Annotated in this window: 14 protein-coding genes; 10 read left to right on the top strand and 4 right to left on the bottom strand. The window is 54.7% G+C overall.

Annotated features, from left to right (window positions below; translation table 11 throughout):
• Position 1: 1 nt before the first annotated feature.
• The 7 genes from ACQKLP_RS24205 (at position 2) to ACQKLP_RS24175 (ending at position 5,109) form a co-directional block, all read left to right on the top strand.
• The gene (locus ACQKLP_RS24205; protein ID WP_427325639.1) at positions 2-904 is read left to right on the top strand and encodes a helix-turn-helix domain-containing protein; all 903 of its coding nucleotides are present in this window, start codon (positions 2-4) and stop codon (positions 902-904) included.
• 132 nt (positions 905-1,036) lie between these two features.
• On the top strand, positions 1,037-1,915 hold the full coding sequence (locus tag ACQKLP_RS24200) for a pirin family protein (RefSeq protein WP_427325638.1): 879 nt from the start codon (positions 1,037-1,039) through the stop codon (positions 1,913-1,915).
• Between the two features lie 56 nt (positions 1,916-1,971).
• Positions 1,972-2,499: a YceI family protein gene (locus tag ACQKLP_RS24195; protein WP_427325637.1), complete on the top strand. Its 528-nt coding sequence runs from the start codon at positions 1,972-1,974 to the stop codon at positions 2,497-2,499.
• Positions 2,500-2,521: 22 nt separating this feature from the next.
• Positions 2,522-3,151 carry an NAD(P)H-dependent oxidoreductase gene (locus ACQKLP_RS24190; RefSeq protein WP_427325635.1) on the top strand — a complete coding sequence of 210 codons (630 nt, stop codon included), beginning with the start codon at positions 2,522-2,524 and terminating at the stop codon, positions 3,149-3,151.
• A 119-nt stretch (positions 3,152-3,270) separates the two neighbouring features.
• On the top strand, positions 3,271-3,681 hold the full coding sequence (locus ACQKLP_RS24185) for an OsmC family protein (protein ID WP_427325634.1): 411 nt from the start codon (positions 3,271-3,273) through the stop codon (positions 3,679-3,681).
• Between the two features lie 160 nt (positions 3,682-3,841).
• A complete protein-coding gene (locus tag ACQKLP_RS24180) occupies positions 3,842-4,555 on the top strand; it encodes a pirin family protein (protein ID WP_427325633.1) in 714 nt (237 codons plus the stop codon).
• A gap of 176 nt (positions 4,556-4,731) precedes the next feature.
• The gene (locus tag ACQKLP_RS24175) at positions 4,732-5,109 is read left to right on the top strand and encodes a hypothetical protein (protein WP_427325631.1); all 378 of its coding nucleotides are present in this window, start codon (positions 4,732-4,734) and stop codon (positions 5,107-5,109) included.
• Between the two features lie 11 nt (positions 5,110-5,120).
• Here ACQKLP_RS24175 and ACQKLP_RS24170 read toward each other — a convergent pair whose 3' ends face one another.
• From ACQKLP_RS24170 to dxs, 3 genes are all read right to left on the bottom strand, one after another.
• The gene (locus tag ACQKLP_RS24170; protein ID WP_427325629.1) at positions 5,121-6,668 is read right to left on the bottom strand and encodes a PAS domain-containing protein; all 1,548 of its coding nucleotides are present in this window, start codon (positions 6,666-6,668) and stop codon (positions 5,121-5,123) included.
• Positions 6,669-6,751: 83 nt separating this feature from the next.
• Entirely contained in the window at positions 6,752-7,807 is a 1,056-nt protein-coding gene (locus ACQKLP_RS24165; protein ID WP_427325627.1) for a 2Fe-2S iron-sulfur cluster-binding protein, read from the bottom strand.
• A gap of 44 nt (positions 7,808-7,851) precedes the next feature.
• Positions 7,852-9,780, bottom strand: a complete 1,929-nt coding sequence (dxs, locus tag ACQKLP_RS24160; RefSeq protein ID WP_427325625.1) for a 1-deoxy-D-xylulose-5-phosphate synthase — start codon at positions 9,778-9,780, stop codon at positions 7,852-7,854.
• A 351-nt stretch (positions 9,781-10,131) separates the two neighbouring features.
• On the opposite strand from dxs, the gene ACQKLP_RS24155 reads away from it, so the two are divergent.
• Positions 10,132-11,154, top strand: a complete 1,023-nt coding sequence (locus ACQKLP_RS24155) for a sensor histidine kinase (protein ID WP_341841802.1) — start codon at positions 10,132-10,134, stop codon at positions 11,152-11,154.
• 23 nt (positions 11,155-11,177) lie between these two features.
• The gene (locus ACQKLP_RS24150; RefSeq protein WP_126244464.1) at positions 11,178-11,906 is read left to right on the top strand and encodes a LytR/AlgR family response regulator transcription factor; all 729 of its coding nucleotides are present in this window, start codon (positions 11,178-11,180) and stop codon (positions 11,904-11,906) included.
• A gap of 530 nt (positions 11,907-12,436) precedes the next feature.
• Here the strand turns inward: ACQKLP_RS24150 and ACQKLP_RS24145 are convergent.
• The gene (locus tag ACQKLP_RS24145) at positions 12,437-13,198 is read right to left on the bottom strand and encodes a geranylgeranylglyceryl/heptaprenylglyceryl phosphate synthase (RefSeq protein WP_341841801.1); all 762 of its coding nucleotides are present in this window, start codon (positions 13,196-13,198) and stop codon (positions 12,437-12,439) included.
• A 274-nt stretch (positions 13,199-13,472) separates the two neighbouring features.
• Here ACQKLP_RS24145 and ACQKLP_RS24140 point away from each other — a divergent pair, with 274 nt between their 5' ends.
• Entirely contained in the window at positions 13,473-16,805 is a 3,333-nt protein-coding gene (locus ACQKLP_RS24140; RefSeq protein WP_427325623.1) for a vitamin B12-dependent ribonucleotide reductase, read from the top strand.
• Positions 16,806-17,250 lie beyond the last annotated feature (445 nt).

Raw genomic sequence — 17,250 nt, 5'->3', positions numbered from 1 at the left:
TATGGCAAGCAAGAAAGAACATATCGAAGTGGTGAACCTGGGCGAATACGCCCGCGCGTCCGACGATCCGCAGGAATTCAGCGTATCGCACCTGTGCAGCCTCGGGCCCGTGTTCTTCGAGCACCAGGAAGCCCCGCACCGCCATGATTTCTATACGATCTACTGGATCAAGAAAGGAGAGCTGACCCATACCATCGACACCGTGACCCACACCGTGAAAAAGAACACCCTGTTCTTCCTCGCGCCCGGGCAGGTGCATCAGCTTAAATCTTCGGAAAAGATCGACGGCTACATGATCGCTTTCCATAACTGTATGATGTGCCCGGCCGGCTCTTCGGACATGGATCCCGTTAAGAACGGGCTTTTCGTGAACGATGCGTTCAGTTCCGTGGTGCCCATCACCGATCCCGAAGTGGAAAAGGAAATCGACTGGATGATCCAGCGGATGGAAGAAGAAGTGACTTCCCGCCGTGCCAATTTCCATTCCGCATTCCGCAACCTGCTGCAATACTTTCTCATCATCGCCAGCAGGAACGCGCCCAAACCCGTTTCCCTCACGCCGGAATACCAATCGAAACACAACAGCGCCCTGTTCATGACGTTCAAAGGGCTCATCGAACAACGGTACAAAGAGCTGAAGAACGTGAGCGACTATGCCGCGCAACTCCATATCAAACCCGTGCTGCTCAACGAGATCAGCAAACAACTTTCTGGCATCACCGCCGGCGAGCACATCCGCAACCGCGTCATCCTCGAAGCGCAGCGGTATCTTTATAATACCGATCTGACCGCCAAAGAGATCGCCTACGCCCTGGGGTTCGAAGATCCCCACTATTTCTCCCGCTTTTTCAAGAAATACACCAACCAAACTCCGTCGGAATTCAAGGAACTTGCAAAAGCGTAGTTCTTTTTCGTAAAGCATTGATTTTTAGATAGATATGATTTGGTCGAAAAAAGTCCACCGATTACATCATTCTATCCATTTCAAATAGATGTTGCAACATGTAATTTTGTGTTGTCTTTTAAAGGAGGCAATATGACACACACCACCAAGCAAGTAGCACATGTTTATCAAGGCGCGCAGCCGCACATGGTTGGCGACGGGTTTAGGGTCCAGAACCTTTTCCCCGGCGGCAACAAGATGATCGGCAAGCAGTTGAGCCCGTTTTTCCTGCTGGATTATGCGGCCCCTCACTACTTCGCGCCTTCGGAAACGCCGCGCGGTGTGGAAGAGCACCCGCACAGGGGGTTCGAAACCGTGACCATCGCCTACCAGGGCGCCCTCGAGCACCGGGACTCCGGCGGCAACAGCGGCAAAATCGGCCCCGGCGATGTGCAATGGATGACCGCCGCTTCGGGCGTCGTCCACGAAGAAAAACACGAAAGCGAGTTCACCCGCAACGGCGGCATCCTCGAAATGGCGCAGCTCTGGGTAAACCTGCCCAAAGCCCATAAAATGGACAAACCCGGGTACCAGTCGATCGTAAACGCCGACATCCCCGTGGCAGACCTCGGCAACGGCAGCTACGCCCGCGTTATCGCAGGGAATTTAGACAGCGTTAACGGTCCCGCAAAAACCTTTACGCCCATCAACTTGTTCGATATAAGGCTGACCGCCGGAACGGAAACCACCCTCACACTGCCCGACGGTTTTAATACCGGCATCGTCGTCCTGAAAGGTGCCGTAACCATCAACGGAACGCATGCCGCCAAAGCAGTAGAGATCGCGGTATTCGAACAAGCCGGGGAAACGATCACGTTAAAAGCGGAAGAAGACACAACGTTGCTCGTGTTGAACGGCGAGCCCATCCGCGAATCCATCTTCGCTTACGGTCCGTTCGTCATGAACAACAAAGAAGAGATCATCACTGCGATCGACGATTATAACAACGGTAAAATGGGCCGGCTGAACTAACAACAATTGCTGAACCTGAACTTATCATTCATCAACAACTTAAAAATTTAAACACAATGGCAACCTGGAAAATTGACCCCGCGCACAGCGAAGTTGAATTCAAAGTAAAACACCTCATGATCACCAACGTAACCGGCCACTTCGCACAGTTCGACGGTACGGTGACCGCTACCAAAGACGACTTTACCGATGCTGTCATCAGCTTCGAAGCCGATGTGAACAGCATCAGCACCAAGAACTCGCAGCGCGACGAGCACCTGAAGAGCCCCGACTTCTTCGATGCGCCCAATCACCCGAAACTGACCTTCACGTCTACCGGCGTTGAAAAAATCGATGCGGACTCCTTCGTCCTGAAAGGCGACCTGAGCATCCGTGGCGTTACCAAACCGGTGGCCCTGAACGTAGAATATTCCGGTATCACGATCGACCCGTATGGCCAGACCAAAGCAGGTTTCGAGCTGACCGGCAAAATCAACCGTAAAGATTTCGGTCTGTCCTGGTCGGCTACTACAGAGGCCGGCGGACTGGTGGTGAGCGACGAAGTTCGCCTGATCGCTGCGGTGCAAATCATCAAACAAGCATAATTAAAATATAAAGGAACTGACGATGGATATCCTCGAGAAACTGAACTGGCGTTATGCCGTTAAAAAGTTCGATCCTACGAAGAAATTGAATGCAGCGCAGTTGGAAAGGGTCCTTGAGGCTACCCGGCTGTCTGCATCCAGCTACGGCCTGCAACCTTACAAGGTGATCGTGGTGAAAGACCCCGCGGTGCGGGAAGCGCTGAAAGCCGTATCCTGGAACCAGCCGCAGATAACGGACGCGTCGCATCTTGTGATCTTTGCCAGGTACGACGAATTGAAAGACGATCATGTGAATAATTACATCGATCGCATTGCGGGCGCCCGGAATCTGCAGCGGAACGAACTGGAAGGATTTGAGAATGTCATGAAGGGCACGGTGAGCCGCCTCAGTGAAGATGCCGCCGCGGTGTGGACGTCCAAACAGGCCTACCTGGCCCTGGGCACCCTGCTGACGGCCAGTGCGGTAGAAGGTATAGACGCCTGCCCCATGGAAGGGTTCGATGCGGCTGCATACGATGAGATTTTAGGACTGAAAGGAAAGAACCTGCGCACGGTAGTAGTAGCGGCGATTGGATTCCGCGCGGAAGAAGACGGTATGCAGCATGCGAAGAAAGTGAGAAAGCCCCTGGAAGATTTCGTGGAATTAGTGTAACATACAGGTTGTTTGGGGGTTTAGGTAAACCGGGCGGAGCAATTCGCCCGGTTTTTTTAATCTGGATTCCTTAATTTTAGTCCCTGGCGAAACATTTCACCCTAAATAAACTCATCAAAATGAAAAGATCCGCAACCGCAAACTGGAAAGGCACTGGTAAAGAAGGCAATGGCACCGTAACTACCGACTCCGGCGTGCTGAAAGATACCCAATATTCCTACCTCAGCCGTTTTGAATCCGGTATCGGTACCAACCCCGAAGAGCTGATCGCCGCCGCGCATGCAGGCTGCTTCACCATGAAGCTCAGCTTCGTGATCTCCGGCGCAGGTTTCACTCCCGGCAACATCGACACCAAAGCGGCCGTAACCTTCGAAGGCGGCGCCATCCCCGGCATCCACCTCACCGTAACGGCGAGCGTGCCCGGCCTGGACGAAGCCAAGTTCCAGGAATTCGCGGAAGACGCAAAAGCGAACTGCCCGATTTCCAAACTGCTCAACACCAACATCACGATGGAAGCGAAACTCGTATAAGCGTTTCCGTTACATCTTGCCGAATAGCCGGGCGTGGTTGTGAAAACTGCGCCCGGCTTTCTTTTCCGGGGAAAAATAGTCCACCTTTTGCGCCATCGCGTCCATTGCCGCGGGGCGTGTTTTTTCGGAAATTTGCAGAAAGAAAAAGGAGAATGAAGATATGAAAACGACCATCCACCGTGCAGATTCCCGCGGCTTCGCCAATCACGGCTGGCTGCAATCCAGCCACACTTTCAGTTTCGCCGGGTACTACAATCCCGGGCGCATCCATTTCGGCGCGTTGCGCGTGCTGAACGACGATACCGTGAAAGGCGGCATGGGCTTCGGGGCGCATCCGCACGATAATATGGAGATCGTGAGCATCCCGCTGAGCGGCGCCCTCGAGCACCGCGACACCACGGGCCGCCACGAGATCATCAATCTTAACGACGTCCAGATCATGAGCGCGGGCACCGGCGTGGAGCACTCCGAGTTCAACGCCAGCAAAACCGATCCTGTGAAATTCCTCCAGATCTGGCTTTTCCCGAAAAAACGCGACGTTGCCCCGCGCTACGGCCAGCAAACCTTCGACCCCGCAGACCGGCACAACCGCCTGCAGGTAGTGGTTTCGCCCGAGGGAACGGGAGAAGGCCTCCCCATGAACCAGGATGCCTGGTTCTCGCTGGGGAACTTCGATAAAGGGCAGACTTTCAGCTATTCCCCCAAAAAAGAAGGAAACGGCCTTTACTTGTTCGTCATCAGCGGCACCGTTTCGGCCGGCGGCGAAACCCTGTCCCCGCGCGACGCCATTGCGGTGGAAGACTACGCCCAACTCGATGTTACAACATCCGAAGATGCGCAGCTGCTGCTGATGGACGTGCCCATGCTCGCATGATCCGTATCCACATAAAATACCCGCCCGGTGGAAAAAATCCACCGGGTTTTTCATTCCCCGAACCCAAATTCTCCGTAAATTAGACTTGAGCGTAAGATTGATCTGAATGGGATATTGAACGAAAGCAGGGCTTATGATGCGCACAATCGTCATCCTGTCACTTTAATCAATATATCATGGAAGTACCAGCACAGTCAACAGACATCCAGGCACAGTTCTCGGCCTGGAAAGAAGAAGTAGATAACGTACGTTCCAGCTTACGTACCATGCGCGGCAAACTACAGGAAATCGCCACCTCGCCGCAAGCAAATAACGAAAGGTCCATGGCGATCGAACATTTCCAGAACCAGTTTATCCGTCAGCTCGAAGTAGCCGACGAAATGTACCACGACCTGAAGCAGTCCGCCAAGCACATGGGTTACGGCAACCCCGCCATCGTGCATCACGACAGGCCTGTAGACGACATGAACAGCCTGCAAGACCGCATGCAGGTATTCCATAAACTCCACAATGAATTGGCCGGTGAGTTCCACCGGTTCGAATCGTACGATTAATCCCCGTCATATTACCGGTGATTTGTCTGGCGCAGCTTGTCCTGTATCTTATGCAGCGTTGCGTCCAGCTCCGTGCTGCATTCCCGCAACATGGCCAGCAGCCTGTTGTTCAGGCCCGGCTCATTTTTCTCGAGATCGAACATCGACATGATGCCCAGGATAGACGATACGGGCTTGCGGATTTCGTGTGAATTGATCCGCGCGATTTCGTGCAATGTATCGTTGTTTTCCTGCAGGCGCTGCATGAACGTGCGCCGTTCCGTAATATCCGTCTGGATGAGGATGTATTGCTGTAACTCGCCGTGGGCGTTGAGTATGGGCGTTACATCCGATTTCACCCAGTAATGCGCGCCGTTCTTTTTGTAGTTGAGGATTTCGATGCTGAAGGAGACTGCGCGCGCCATTTGATCTTCGATCTGCAAAACGGTGGCGGGGTCAGTGTCTGGGCCGGAGAGGAGCTCTTTCACCAGTTTGCCGTTCGCTTCGTCTTGCAGGTAACCGGTCATGGTGCGGAAACCTTCATTCACCCATTCTATACGGCCCCGCGCGTCGAGGATGATAACGCTGTTGGCGGTGCGGCTCGCCACGAGGCTCAGCAGCTCGATCTCCTGTTTCTGCCGCGTGCTCTCGTCTACGTCCTGCATCACGCCGATGACGCGGATGGGCTGGCGCTGTTCGTTGTAGATGATATACCCGCGGTCATATACGTATTTGTAATGGCCGTCGGCGCAGCGGAAGCGGTAATTCGCTTCCAGCCTGTCTTTGCAGAGCGTGCAGGTAATATCGAATTGTTGCATGACGGAGGGAAGGTCTTCCGGATGTACCCTTTCCTGCCACCATTCCACCGTGTCGCCGACCTCTGCGTCGCGGTAGCCGAAAAGCGTGACGGGACCGTGGTTCCGGGCGATGCGGTTCTGTTTGATATCGTAGTAATAGACGTAATCCGGCGTTACCTGGGCAAGGAGGTCGTACCGCGAGCTGATATCCCTCGCTTCGATCATTTGCCGCACTTCGGCGTCGATGTCCAGCGCCATAACGATGCGCGCCTGTTTACCCTGGAAAAGCGTGGGGCGGGAGTGGAGCTCCACGTAAAACGTTTCCCCGTTCCTGCGCCGGTGCTGCCAGATGCCGCGGTAGGAAATGGTGGTATCCGTCCGCTTTACATCTTCCATCAATTCCGGGATAGTGGCGGGATCGCGGATGTCGTGCAAGGTCATGGACGCAAATTCCTCCTGCGAATAACCATACTTTTTTACCGCCGCTTCGTTGACCGCGAGGAACCGCAGGCTTCCCCATTCATACACCCACATCGGCACCGGATGCTCGCTGAAAAACTGGCGATAGGGCGCATGCAGGGATGCTTCGGAATGGAACATCCATCGCGCGGCCACGAAAACGATCGAACAGGAAATAACGAGGAAAACGAAGAACAAAATGATACCTGCATCGCTGCCCGGAAACCAATCCGCCAGCAACATGCGGAGCGGCCGGTATGCAATTCCCCAGAGAAGGCCGGCTGCCGCCAGTATGCCCGTGATTTTCAGGGCAGGTAAGCGCATCACATGAATTTAACGGAAGTTAGCCATTTTACAGTTACCGGCCAAGATTCAATCCCGGCGCGGATTGTACGCAAACTTGCTTGTCACCATTCGAGGGTAACTTCGTCGCTTTGGGCGTAGCCGGTGCAGGTGAGGACCATTCCTTTGGAGAGCTCTTTTTCCGTCAGCACTTCGTTGACAGACATCCAGACCTTTCCACTGGTGCAGGTAGCGATGCACGATCCGCAAACGCCGCCTTTGCAGCTGTATGGCAGCGCCACATGCTGGCGGAGCGCCGCATGGAGGATGGTCTCGTTCCCCGGCACGGGCAACGTCTGCTCCACGCCGCTGTGCAGGAGCCGCACCTGTTTGATGGAAGTATCGTCCGGCACGGCCACCCGCGCGATCTTCGCGTCGGTATTCACCACGAAGTTTTCCTTGTGGAGCTGATCGGGCCGGAAGCCCATGAAAGTGAGGGTGAACTGGGCCATGCGCATGTATTCGGCCGGCCCGCAGATATAGAAAAGCGCCGATCCGCGGGGATGCCGCAAATGTTTGGGCGCGATGGATTCGAGAATGAGGTTGTTCATCCGCCGGATGCCGGGCGCCGCGTCTACCGGGTCGCTGAAGATCCAGACAACGGTCAGCCGGTCGGGGAAGCGGCTTTCCAGCGCCAGGATGCGATCGCGGAAGATGGTGCTTTCCTCGTTCCGGTTGCTGTAGATCAGCGTAACGTGCGATGCCTTTTCTTCGTGCAGCGCCTGCTGCAGGAGGGAAAACAGGGGCGTGATGCCGCTGCCGGCCCCCAGCAAAAGGATGTCGCGCGCGGAGCCGGGCTCGCTGTCGAGCACGAACCGGCCGGAAGGCTGGAGCGAAGTCACGACGTCGCCCACCTGCCAGTGGCGGATGATATGGCGGGAAATGGCGCCGTTGGCCACGCGTTTCACCGTTACGGCCAGGTGGTCGTCGATCCCGGGCGTGGTGCTGAGGGAGTAAGACCGCCTGTATTCCGTGCCGTGGAGCTCCACGAGGAAGGTGAGGAATTGTCCGGCGCGGTATTTCACGGGTTTCCCGTCCGCGCTTTCGAAGCGGTAAGTGTACGTGTCCGGCGTTTCGCGGATGATGTGCGTAATGCGAAGTGATATGTAGAGGTCGCGCATGGTGCAATGCGACGCCCGGGGCTCCGGGCGCCAGACGGCCTTTATCAGCTGGTTTGAACGGAAATTTTGCTGCCTACCATGGTGCGGACGGCCGATGCGATGGCGGCTGCATCGTAGCCGCATTCGCGTTGCAGTTCGGCGGGTTTGCCATGCTCCACGAGGCGGTCGGGGATGCCGAGGCGCTTCACGTCTGCCTTGTATTCGTTATCCACCATGAATTCGAGCACTGCGCTGCCGAAGCCGCCTTGCAGGGCGCCGTCTTCCACGGTGATCACCCGGTCGAAGCGTTGGAAGATCTCGTGGAGCATCTCCGTATCGAGGGGTTTCACGAACCGCATATCGTAATGTGCGGGCTGCAGGCCGTCTGTCATCAGTTCCTTCATGGCCTCGGTCACATAGTTACCGGGGTGGCCGAAGGAAAGGATGGCTACGTCGCGGCCGTCCTGTATTTTTCTGCCGGTGCCGATCTTAACGGGAGCGAAAGGCCTCCGCCAGTCGGGCATCACGCCTTCGCCGCGCGGGTAGCGGATCACGAAGGGATTGACGGTGGTCGGCAGCTGGGCGGTGTACATGAGGTTGCGCAGTTCTTCCTCGTTCATGGGCGCGCTCACGATGAGGTTCGGGATGCAGCGCATGTAGGGAATATCGTACGCGCCATGGTGCGTGTAGCCGTCTTCCCCCACGAGCCCTGCCCTGTCGAGGCAGAACACTACGGGCAGGTTCTGGATGGCCACATCGTGGATCACCTGGTCGTACGCGCGTTGCATGAACGACGAGTAGATGTTGCAATACACTTTCATGCCCTGGGTGGCCAGGCCGGCGGAGAGCGTAACGGCGTGCTGTTCGCAGATGCCTACGTCTATGGCGCGGTGTGGCATTTTCTCCATCATCCATTTCAGGGAGGAGCCGGAAGGCATGGCGGGCGTAATGCCCATGATGGTATCGTTCTTTTCGGCCAGTTCGATGATGGTGTGGCCGAATACGTCCTGGTACTTGGGAGGTTGCGGCGTTTCGATCGCTTTTTTGAAGATCTCGCCGGTGATTTTGTCGAACAGTCCGGGCGCATGCCACTTGGTCTGGTCTTTTTCCGCCAGCGCGTAGCCTTTCCCTTTCACGGTGCGCACATGCAGCAGCTTGGGGCCGGGGATGTTGCGCAGGTCTTGCAGGGTGTCGACCAGTTTGGTGATGTTATGTCCGTCGATCGGCCCGAAATACCGGAGATTGAGGCTTTCGAACAGGTTGCTGGATTTGGTCACCATGCCTTTGACGCTGGCTTCGAGCTTGGAGGCCATGTCGCGGGTAAATCTTTTGCCGATGGGCAGTTTCCCGAGGAGGTTCCAGACATCGTCGCGGAGCTTGTTGTAAGTCTGGGAAGTGGTGATGTCGGTCAGGTATTCTTTCAGCGCGCCCACGTTCGGGTCGATGGACATGCAGTTATCGTTGAGGATAATGAGCACATTGGCATTGGATACGCCGGCGTGGTTGAGGGCTTCGAAAGCCATGCCGGCCGTCATGGCGCCGTCGCCGATCACGGCGATGTGCTGGCGGTCGTGCTCGCCTTTATTGGCGGAGGCGATGGCCATGCCGAGCGCGGCGCCGATGGAGGTGGAGGAGTGTCCCACGCCGAAGGTGTCGTATTCGCTTTCTCCGCGGTTCGGGAACCCGGCGATGCCTTTGTATTTGCGGTTGGTATGGAAAACGCTTTTACGGCCGGTGAGGATCTTGTGGCCATAGGCCTGGTGCCCCACGTCCCACACGAGCTGGTCGTACGGCGTATTGTAAGCATAATGGAGCGCAACGGTGAGTTCCACCACGCCCAGGCTGGCACCGAAATGGCCGCCGTGAACGCTCACGACGTCAATGATGAACTGGCGCAGCTCGTCGCACACCTGGTGCAGTTGCTCCTTGTTCAGTTTCCGCAGATCGGACGGGTATTCGATCTGGCTCAGTAATTGACCTGCCGTAATTTCCATATCACCTTTTGGGTTTAATGCCCAAAAATACATGTTCTGCCGCATTTTTCGGCCCATCCGCCGCACAAATCCATTCACCGTCAGCACTTTTTTGATGCCATCCGAAGCTTTTTGGAGCCGGAGAGGGCTTATGATATTGAAAATCAATTTTATATGTAAATTTTTGTCTTGACGGGATTGTCATTTCGGTCAGGAGCGCCGCCGGTGGAGGGGATTGGCGCTTTGGCCCATTTAACCGCTTAAACCGCCATTGGTAATAATTGGGTTTCGCTGCGCGGTGCTGCTTGGTATTTTTGGAAGAAGCAGGTTTTATCGCAGGACTTTGCTAACTTTTGCTGAATGTTAAAACGCTTGTCTAAATATTGGTGGTGCCAGATACTCGGGTGGGGAGCGTGTGCCTTTCTTTACTTTTTCGTGGCCGTTTCGATGGACAAAATGGAGTGGTGGATGCCGCCTTACATGCTCGCCACCGCGCTCCTGGGCATTGCCATCACGCATGGTTTCCGGGCAATTATCGTCAAATACAAATGGATCGAAAAGCCGTTCGAAAGCGTGGCCATTTACTTCTTTTTCGGAAGTGTGGTGTGCGCCACGATCGACTCCTTCATCCTCAGCGGCTTCTATTACGCCATGAACCACTCCCATTTCGAGGTGGATTTCTATGACAACTGGCTGCGGACCTTCCTGCAGCAGACCACCTTTATTACGCTTTGGGCCGTGATCTATTTCCTCTGGCATTATGTGGAGGAAAGCCGTAATTCCCAGCTGAACCAGCTCCGGCTGGAAACTACCGTGCGCACGCTCGAACTGAAGACGATCAAGAGCCAGCTCAATCCGCACTTCATTTTCAATGCGTTGAACAGTATCCGTGCGCTGGTGGACGAGAATCCGCGCCGCGCCAGAACGGCTATAACCGAGCTAAGCAACATCCTCCGCAACTCGATGCAGGCGGACAAGGCCGAAACCGTGAGCCTGGAAAATGAACTGAGCATCGTAAAAGATTATCTTGCATTGGAAAATATCCGGTTCGAGGAGCGGTTGAAGGTGCAGTACGACATTGATCCGGAAACCCTCGAGCTCCCGGTGCCCCCGCTGATGCTGCAAACCCTCGTGGAAAACGCCATCAAGCACGGGATCTCCCGGGAAGTAAACGGCGGCCTGATCCTCATCGGCTCCCATGTCCACGACATGTGCCACGAGATCACCATCCGCAACACCGGGCAAATCGTCGAAAAACAGCAGAACGGCGGAGGCTTCGGCCTCGCTTCCACCCGCCAGCGGCTGGGGATCCTCTTCGGGAAAAGGGCTTCCTTCGACATCAAAAACATCGATCACGCAACGGTAGAAGCCAAAGTGCTCATGCCGCTATTATAAAATCGTCAACCAATTTTGACAGTATGAAAAAAGCTTTGATCATAGACGACGAACGACTGGCCAGGAGCGAACTCAAGAAGCTGCTGGCAGACCATCCCGAGATCGTGGTGGTAGGTGAAGCGGTTAATGCGAAAGACGGGATGGAAAAGATCGAATCGCTGAGGCCCGATCTGCTTTTCCTCGACATCCAGATGCCGGACAAGACCGGCTTTGATCTGCTGGCCGAACTGGAAAGAACGCCCCAGGTGATCTTCACCACCGCGTACGACGAATACGCGCTTAAAGCGTTCGAATACAATGCGCTGGATTACCTACTGAAGCCCATCGAGCCGAAGCGGCTGGCCGATGCCATCCACAAGCTCCACCAGGCGGATGAAAAGGAAAGGATCGCCTCCGCCTCCGGGATCCGCAATATCCTCGGCGAAGCCGACCAGGTGTTCGTGAAAGACGGCGACCGCTGCTGGTTCGTCAAATTGCAGGAAATCCGGCTGTTCGAAAGTGTGGGTAACTATGCCCGCGTGTATTTTGAAACCAATAAACCTTTGATCCTCAAGTCGTTGAATGCACTGGAAGAACGTTTGGACGAGCGCGTGTTCTTTCGCGCCAACCGTAAACATATCGTGAACCTGCGCATGATCGAGCGGATAGACACGTATTTCAACGGCGGACTGTTGCTGGAAATGCGCGGTGGGGAGAAGATCGAAGTGAGCCGCAGGCAGGCGGTGAAATTCAAGGAAATGATGAGCCTGTAGGGCTTTTGGATAAACCTTTCGGGAAGGGCGATGGAAATTTTTTTCCTTCGCCCTTTTTCCGTTAAACCCGGGAACGTTTTGCCGGTCTAAAGCTTTGGACAATTGGACGGAGTATTTAAAGGAAAGGGCTGCCCTGGAGAAGGCAGCCCGCTTTTATTTAAATTATGCTTATGAAAAAAGGCCTTACGGCCGAAAAAACCATAGTAATGCCATAGCCGAACCATGACCTGGACAGATTACGTTACGCGTACTGTAATAAATTCTCTGGATATGCTTGTGTTAGGTATAAATACACACAAACAGGGCGGATGAAAAGCGTCGGCCTTGAATTGATTTAATAAACATTGCTCACGTCCACATCGCCTCTTATTCAGGGCCGAAATAATCTAAAAAAATGGTCTGGTTGGTTTCGGGATGCAAGATATTAAACCTCTGCAAGTTTTTTACACAAATCTTGCGGGGATCAATAAAAATTTTGATAGAGGGATAATTTGAGCGGCTGAAACGTATCGGCTTGATAAGCCTGGGGGTTAACGGGCGGCGTTTACGGGTGCGCTGTGAACGGCATCTGCGATTTCCCGGATGAGGGACGCGTCTTTTTCGATGGCGTTTCCGACAACAATGATATCGGCGCCGGCTTTACAATTCAGATATGCTTTCTCTGCGGTGCGGATGCCTCCGCCCACGATCACCGGAACTTCCACCTGGCTGCTTACCCGCTGGATCATGCTTTCCGTGATAGGCTTGCGGGCGCCGGAACCGGCGTCCATATAAATCACTTTCATGCCGAGCATATCGCCCGCCATGGCCGTGCACATCGCGATATCGTCCTTGTCCGCCGGAATGGGCGTGGCATTGCTGATGTAAGACACCGTTGTGGGGGCGCCGCCGTCGATCACCATATACCCGGTGGAAATAACTTCCAGCCCGCTTTTCTTCACAGCCGCGGCAGATACCACGTGCTGGCCGATCAGCAGTTCCGGATTGCGGCCCGAGATCATGGAAAGGTACAGCAGGGCGTCTGCATAGCGAGACACCTGGGAGGGGCTTCCGGGGAACAGGATCACCGGAATATCGCAGCTGGCCTTGATCTGCTGGACAACATCGTCGAGATGGTCCGTGATCACCAGGCTGCCGCCCAGGAAGATGTAATCTACCTTCGATTCCGTGCATTTGCCCGCCAGATCTGCGATCCCTTCAGGCGTAACCTTATCCGGATCGATCAGAACAGCGAATGACTTTGTACCCTTTGCCTTTCTCTCGATAAAGGAATTGTATATTTTTCTGTACATTAATAATGCATTGTTCCGGTTGTCGCAAATGTATACAATTTTTCGTAATAAGGACAGGGTGAAATAAATATGCATGGTATTGATTTTGCAATTGATTTCGCCCAAAAACCGGTGAAATATCAACACCCTTGCTGCCGTTTTTGTTAATGGAGGCTTTTCCACAAGCTGTGCAAAACAAAAACTCGTTTGTGTACCATAGAAAGGTAACTTAGTTATCCCACACAAAGAGTCGAAAAACCAGTTTTGTTTAATCCTGTTAAAAATTTTCTAGGGCATGAAAAATCAAGTAAAAAAGACCGGCGGTCTTGCGTTTTCACGGCATTTTACCCGCGAAGGCGTGAGCCCCTTCGATCAGTTCGAGTATGATTTGCGCTCTTCCGTGATCCGCAACCCGGGAGGCGATGTAGTTTTTGAAATGAATAATGTGGAAGTTCCGAAGGGCTGGTCGCAGATCGCTACCGACATCCTCGCCCAGAAATACTTCCGGAAAGCCGGTGTTCCCCAGCCCGATGGCTCCACCGGCCGGGAAACCTCCGTTCGCCAGGTGATCCACCGCATGGCCAACTGCTGGCGCGCCTGGGGCGAAAAGTACGATTACTTCGCCTCGCCCGCCGATGCACAGATTTTCTACGAAGAACTGGCGTATTGCATGCTCAACCAGGCCTGCGTGCCCAATTCCCCCCAATGGTTCAACACCGGCCTCTACGAAAGCTACGGCATCAAAGGCAAGCCGCAAGGCCACTATTTCGTGGACCCCAAAACCGAAAAACTCCAGAAATCCACCTCCGCATACGAACGGCCGCAACCGCATGCCTGTTTTATTCTGAGTGTGGACGACGACCTGGTGAACGACGGCGGCATCATGGACCTCTGGGTCCGGGAAGCGCGCATCTTTAAATACGGCTCCGGTGTAGGCACCAACTTCTCCCGCATCCGCGGAGAAGGCGAGAAACTCGGCGGCGGGGGCACCTCCTCCGGCCTCATGAGCTTCCTCAAAATCGGCGACCGCGCCGCCGGCGCCATCAAATCGGGCGGCACCACCCGCCGCGCCGCGAAAATGGTCTGCCTCGACCTCGACCATCCCGAAATCCTCAATTTCATCAACTGGAAAGTGGAAGAGGAAAAGAAAGTCGGCGCCCTCATCAACGCCGGCTATGCCTCCGATTACGAAGGCGAAGCCTACAAAACCGTTTCCGGCCAAAACTCCAATAACTCCGTCCGCATCCCCAACAGCTTCTTCCATGCCCTGGAAGCCGATGGCGACTGGAACCTCACGGCACGGACCAACGGGAAAGTAATGAAAACGGTGAAAGCCAGCGACTTATGGAACCAGATCGCCTACGCGGCCTGGCGCTGCGCCGACCCCGGAACGCAATACGACACCACGATCAACGAATGGCACACCTGTCCGCAGGGCGGCCGCATCAACGCGTCGAACCCCTGTTCGGAATACATGTTCCTCGACAATACCGCCTGCAACCTGGCTTCGGTGAACCTTCGCCGGTTCTTCGATGAAGACACCAGCCGGTTCGATGTGAAAGGTTTTGAATACACGGTGCGGCTGTGGACCGTAGTGCTGGAAGTTTCCGTGCTCATGGCACAATTCCCTTCCAAAGAAGTAGCGGAACTGAGCTACCAGTACCGCACCCTGGGGCTGGGGTACGCCAACCTCGGCAGCATGCTCATGGTAAGTGGCATCGCGTACGACAGCGAGGAGGCCCGCGGGATCGCGGGGGCGATCACGGCGATCATGACCGGCGTATCTTATAAAACGTCCGCCGAAATGGCCGGGCACCTCGGCGCTTTCCCGAAATACGAAGAGAATAAACAGGACATGCTCCGCGTGATGCGCAACCACCGCGCCGCGGCTTACGATGCCATCGAGGCGTACGAAGGGATCGAGATCCGGCCGCAGGGGATCAATGCGCGATTCTGCCCGGATTACCTGCTCACGGCGGCCACCAAAGCGTGGGACGATGCCGTTCAGCTGGGCGAACAATACGGTTACCGCAACGCGCAGGCCACCGTGATCGCGCCCACCGGTACGATCGGCCTGGTGATGGATTGCGATACCACCGGTGTGGAGCCCGATTTCGCGCTGGTGAAATTCAAAAAACTGTCGGGCGGCGGATATTTCAAGATCATCAATCAATCGATCCCCACGGCGCTCAGAAACCTCGGTTACAAAGACAATGAAGTGAAGGCGATCGTGGATTATGCGAAAGGGACGGGCAGCTTCGGCGGCGCGCCTTACATCAATCCGCAAAGCCTCAGCGAAAAGGGTTTCATCGGCGACGAGCTGAAAAAACTCGACACCGCAGTAGCCTCATCCTTCGATATCGCATTCGTTTTCAACGTCTACACACTAGGCGAGGAATGCCTGCAAAGACTGGGCTTCACGCCGGAGCAGTATTTCAATATGGAATTCAGCCTGCTGCACGAGCTCGGGTTTACCGACGAACAGATCGAAGCGGCGAACGATTACGTGTGTGGCACGATGACGGTGGAAGGCGCGCCCTACCTGAAAGAAGCGCATCTGCCGATTTTCGATTGCGCCAATAAGTGCGGTAAGAAAGGCGAACGCTACATCCATCCCCACGGGCATATCCGGATGATGGCCGCGGCGCAGCCGTTCATTTCCGGCGCTATCTCCAAAACCATCAACCTGCCCAACGAGGCCGTGGTGGAGGAAATCGCGGATGCCTACAAACTGAGCTGGGAACTGGGCCTGAAAGCCTGCGCGCTTTACCGCGACGGTTCCAAACTGAGCCAGCCGCTGAGCAACAAGAGCGACAAAAAGAAAAAATCCACCGAAACGGAAGCGCCTGCAGCGGAAACCGCGCAGATCATCGATATGAACCAGCTCACGATCGACGAGCTGCTGGAAGAACTGAACAAGCGCATGACCGCGAGCACGGACACTTCGCTGAAACGCGCGCTGTCGCGGATCGTGGAGCGCAAAACGCTGCCGGCCAAGCGCCGCGGGTTTACGCAGAAAGCGAAAGTGGGCGGCCAGCCGATTTTCGTGCGCACCGGCGAATATAGCGATGGTACGCTGGGCGAGATTTTCGTGGACCTGGCGAAAGAGGGGTCCACATTGCGCAGCCTCATGAACTGCTTCGCCATCGCGGTGAGCGTGGGATTGCAGTACGGCGTGCCGCTGGAAGAGTTTGTCGACAAGTTCGTATTTACACGGTTTGAGCCCGCCGGCATGGTGGACCATCCGAATATCCGTTCGGCCACTTCGCTGATCGATTATATTTTCCGCGTGTTGGGATACGAATACCTCGGCCGTACAGACCTCGTCCACATCCTCGATGCACCGGGCAATACGGGCGAAGACGAGTGGGACGAAGCGCCCGCCGCGCCGGCCGCAAAACCTGCGCTGTCGAACGTACGGATCGTTGGCAACAAGCCGGAAGTAACTGCCCCGAAATCGGCCAAAGCCCAGCCTGTGGCGGCTGCGGGGAGCGAAGGCGGTACCCAGGAATACATGCGCAGCATGCAAAGCGATGCACCGGCATGTAACACCTGCGGGCACATAACGGTTCGTTCCGGCACATGCTACAAATGCCTGAATTGCGGAAATAGCATGGGTTGTAGCTGATTTATTCAGGACTTTTTAACAAGTATCGGCGTTCCGCTGAAATGTGGCCGCATGATGAGAGCAGCCATGGTATTGGGTTTGACAAGTATAAATAATGCGGATGCTTTGTTAATTATTTGTTATTCACCGCTGAAAATTTCAAATAAAGTTAACATCGATATACCTTTGTATACAAATAGGGTTTTCATAGGATAGTAACAAATTGAGGGCGCTTTTCTAAGTGCCCTTTTTCTTTTCAAACCCTTGAAGGCTGCGGGTTTCGCAGTTCAACACTTTCTCTTTTCGTTTTCACATTTCTTTAAGATTTCTAGCGCAAAAATGCGGTTTCGCCGCGTGCCGGATTTTTTCGTCGCGCCTTTTTTCGAAAATAGATGCATTCAATTTACCGTCATTTGCTTTCGCCGGAATTTCTGCTGCAGTCCCGCCGCAGTGATTTGAAAGCAGT

Source organism: Chitinophaga sp. NPDC101104, from assembly GCF_050277495.1.
Taxonomy (GTDB): Bacteria; Bacteroidota; Bacteroidia; order Chitinophagales; family Chitinophagaceae; genus Chitinophaga.
Note: the sequence above shows the minus strand (reverse complement) of the source record. Positions and strands in the feature narration are given on the sequence as shown.

Coding starts and splice junctions, on each gene's coding strand:
- ACQKLP_RS24190 (WP_427325635.1), top strand. CDS start 2,522: ATGGATATCCTCGAGAAACTGAACTGGCGTTATGCCGTTAAAAAGTTC.
- ACQKLP_RS24205 (WP_427325639.1), top strand. CDS start 2: ATGGCAAGCAAGAAAGAACATATCGAAGTGGTGAACCTGGGCGAATAC.
- ACQKLP_RS24165 (WP_427325627.1), bottom strand. CDS start 7,807: ATGCGCGACCTCTACATATCACTTCGCATTACGCACATCATCCGCGAA.
- ACQKLP_RS24200 (WP_427325638.1), top strand. CDS start 1,037: ATGACACACACCACCAAGCAAGTAGCACATGTTTATCAAGGCGCGCAG.
- dxs (WP_427325625.1), bottom strand. CDS start 9,780: ATGGAAATTACGGCAGGTCAATTACTGAGCCAGATCGAATACCCGTCC.
- ACQKLP_RS24170 (WP_427325629.1), bottom strand. CDS start 6,668: ATGCGCTTACCTGCCCTGAAAATCACGGGCATACTGGCGGCAGCCGGC.
- ACQKLP_RS24175 (WP_427325631.1), top strand. CDS start 4,732: ATGGAAGTACCAGCACAGTCAACAGACATCCAGGCACAGTTCTCGGCC.
- ACQKLP_RS24140 (WP_427325623.1), top strand. CDS start 13,473: ATGAAAAATCAAGTAAAAAAGACCGGCGGTCTTGCGTTTTCACGGCAT.
- ACQKLP_RS24185 (WP_427325634.1), top strand. CDS start 3,271: ATGAAAAGATCCGCAACCGCAAACTGGAAAGGCACTGGTAAAGAAGGC.
- ACQKLP_RS24145 (WP_341841801.1), bottom strand. CDS start 13,198: ATGTACAGAAAAATATACAATTCCTTTATCGAGAGAAAGGCAAAGGGT.
- ACQKLP_RS24180 (WP_427325633.1), top strand. CDS start 3,842: ATGAAAACGACCATCCACCGTGCAGATTCCCGCGGCTTCGCCAATCAC.
- ACQKLP_RS24150 (WP_126244464.1), top strand. CDS start 11,178: ATGAAAAAAGCTTTGATCATAGACGACGAACGACTGGCCAGGAGCGAA.
- ACQKLP_RS24195 (WP_427325637.1), top strand. CDS start 1,972: ATGGCAACCTGGAAAATTGACCCCGCGCACAGCGAAGTTGAATTCAAA.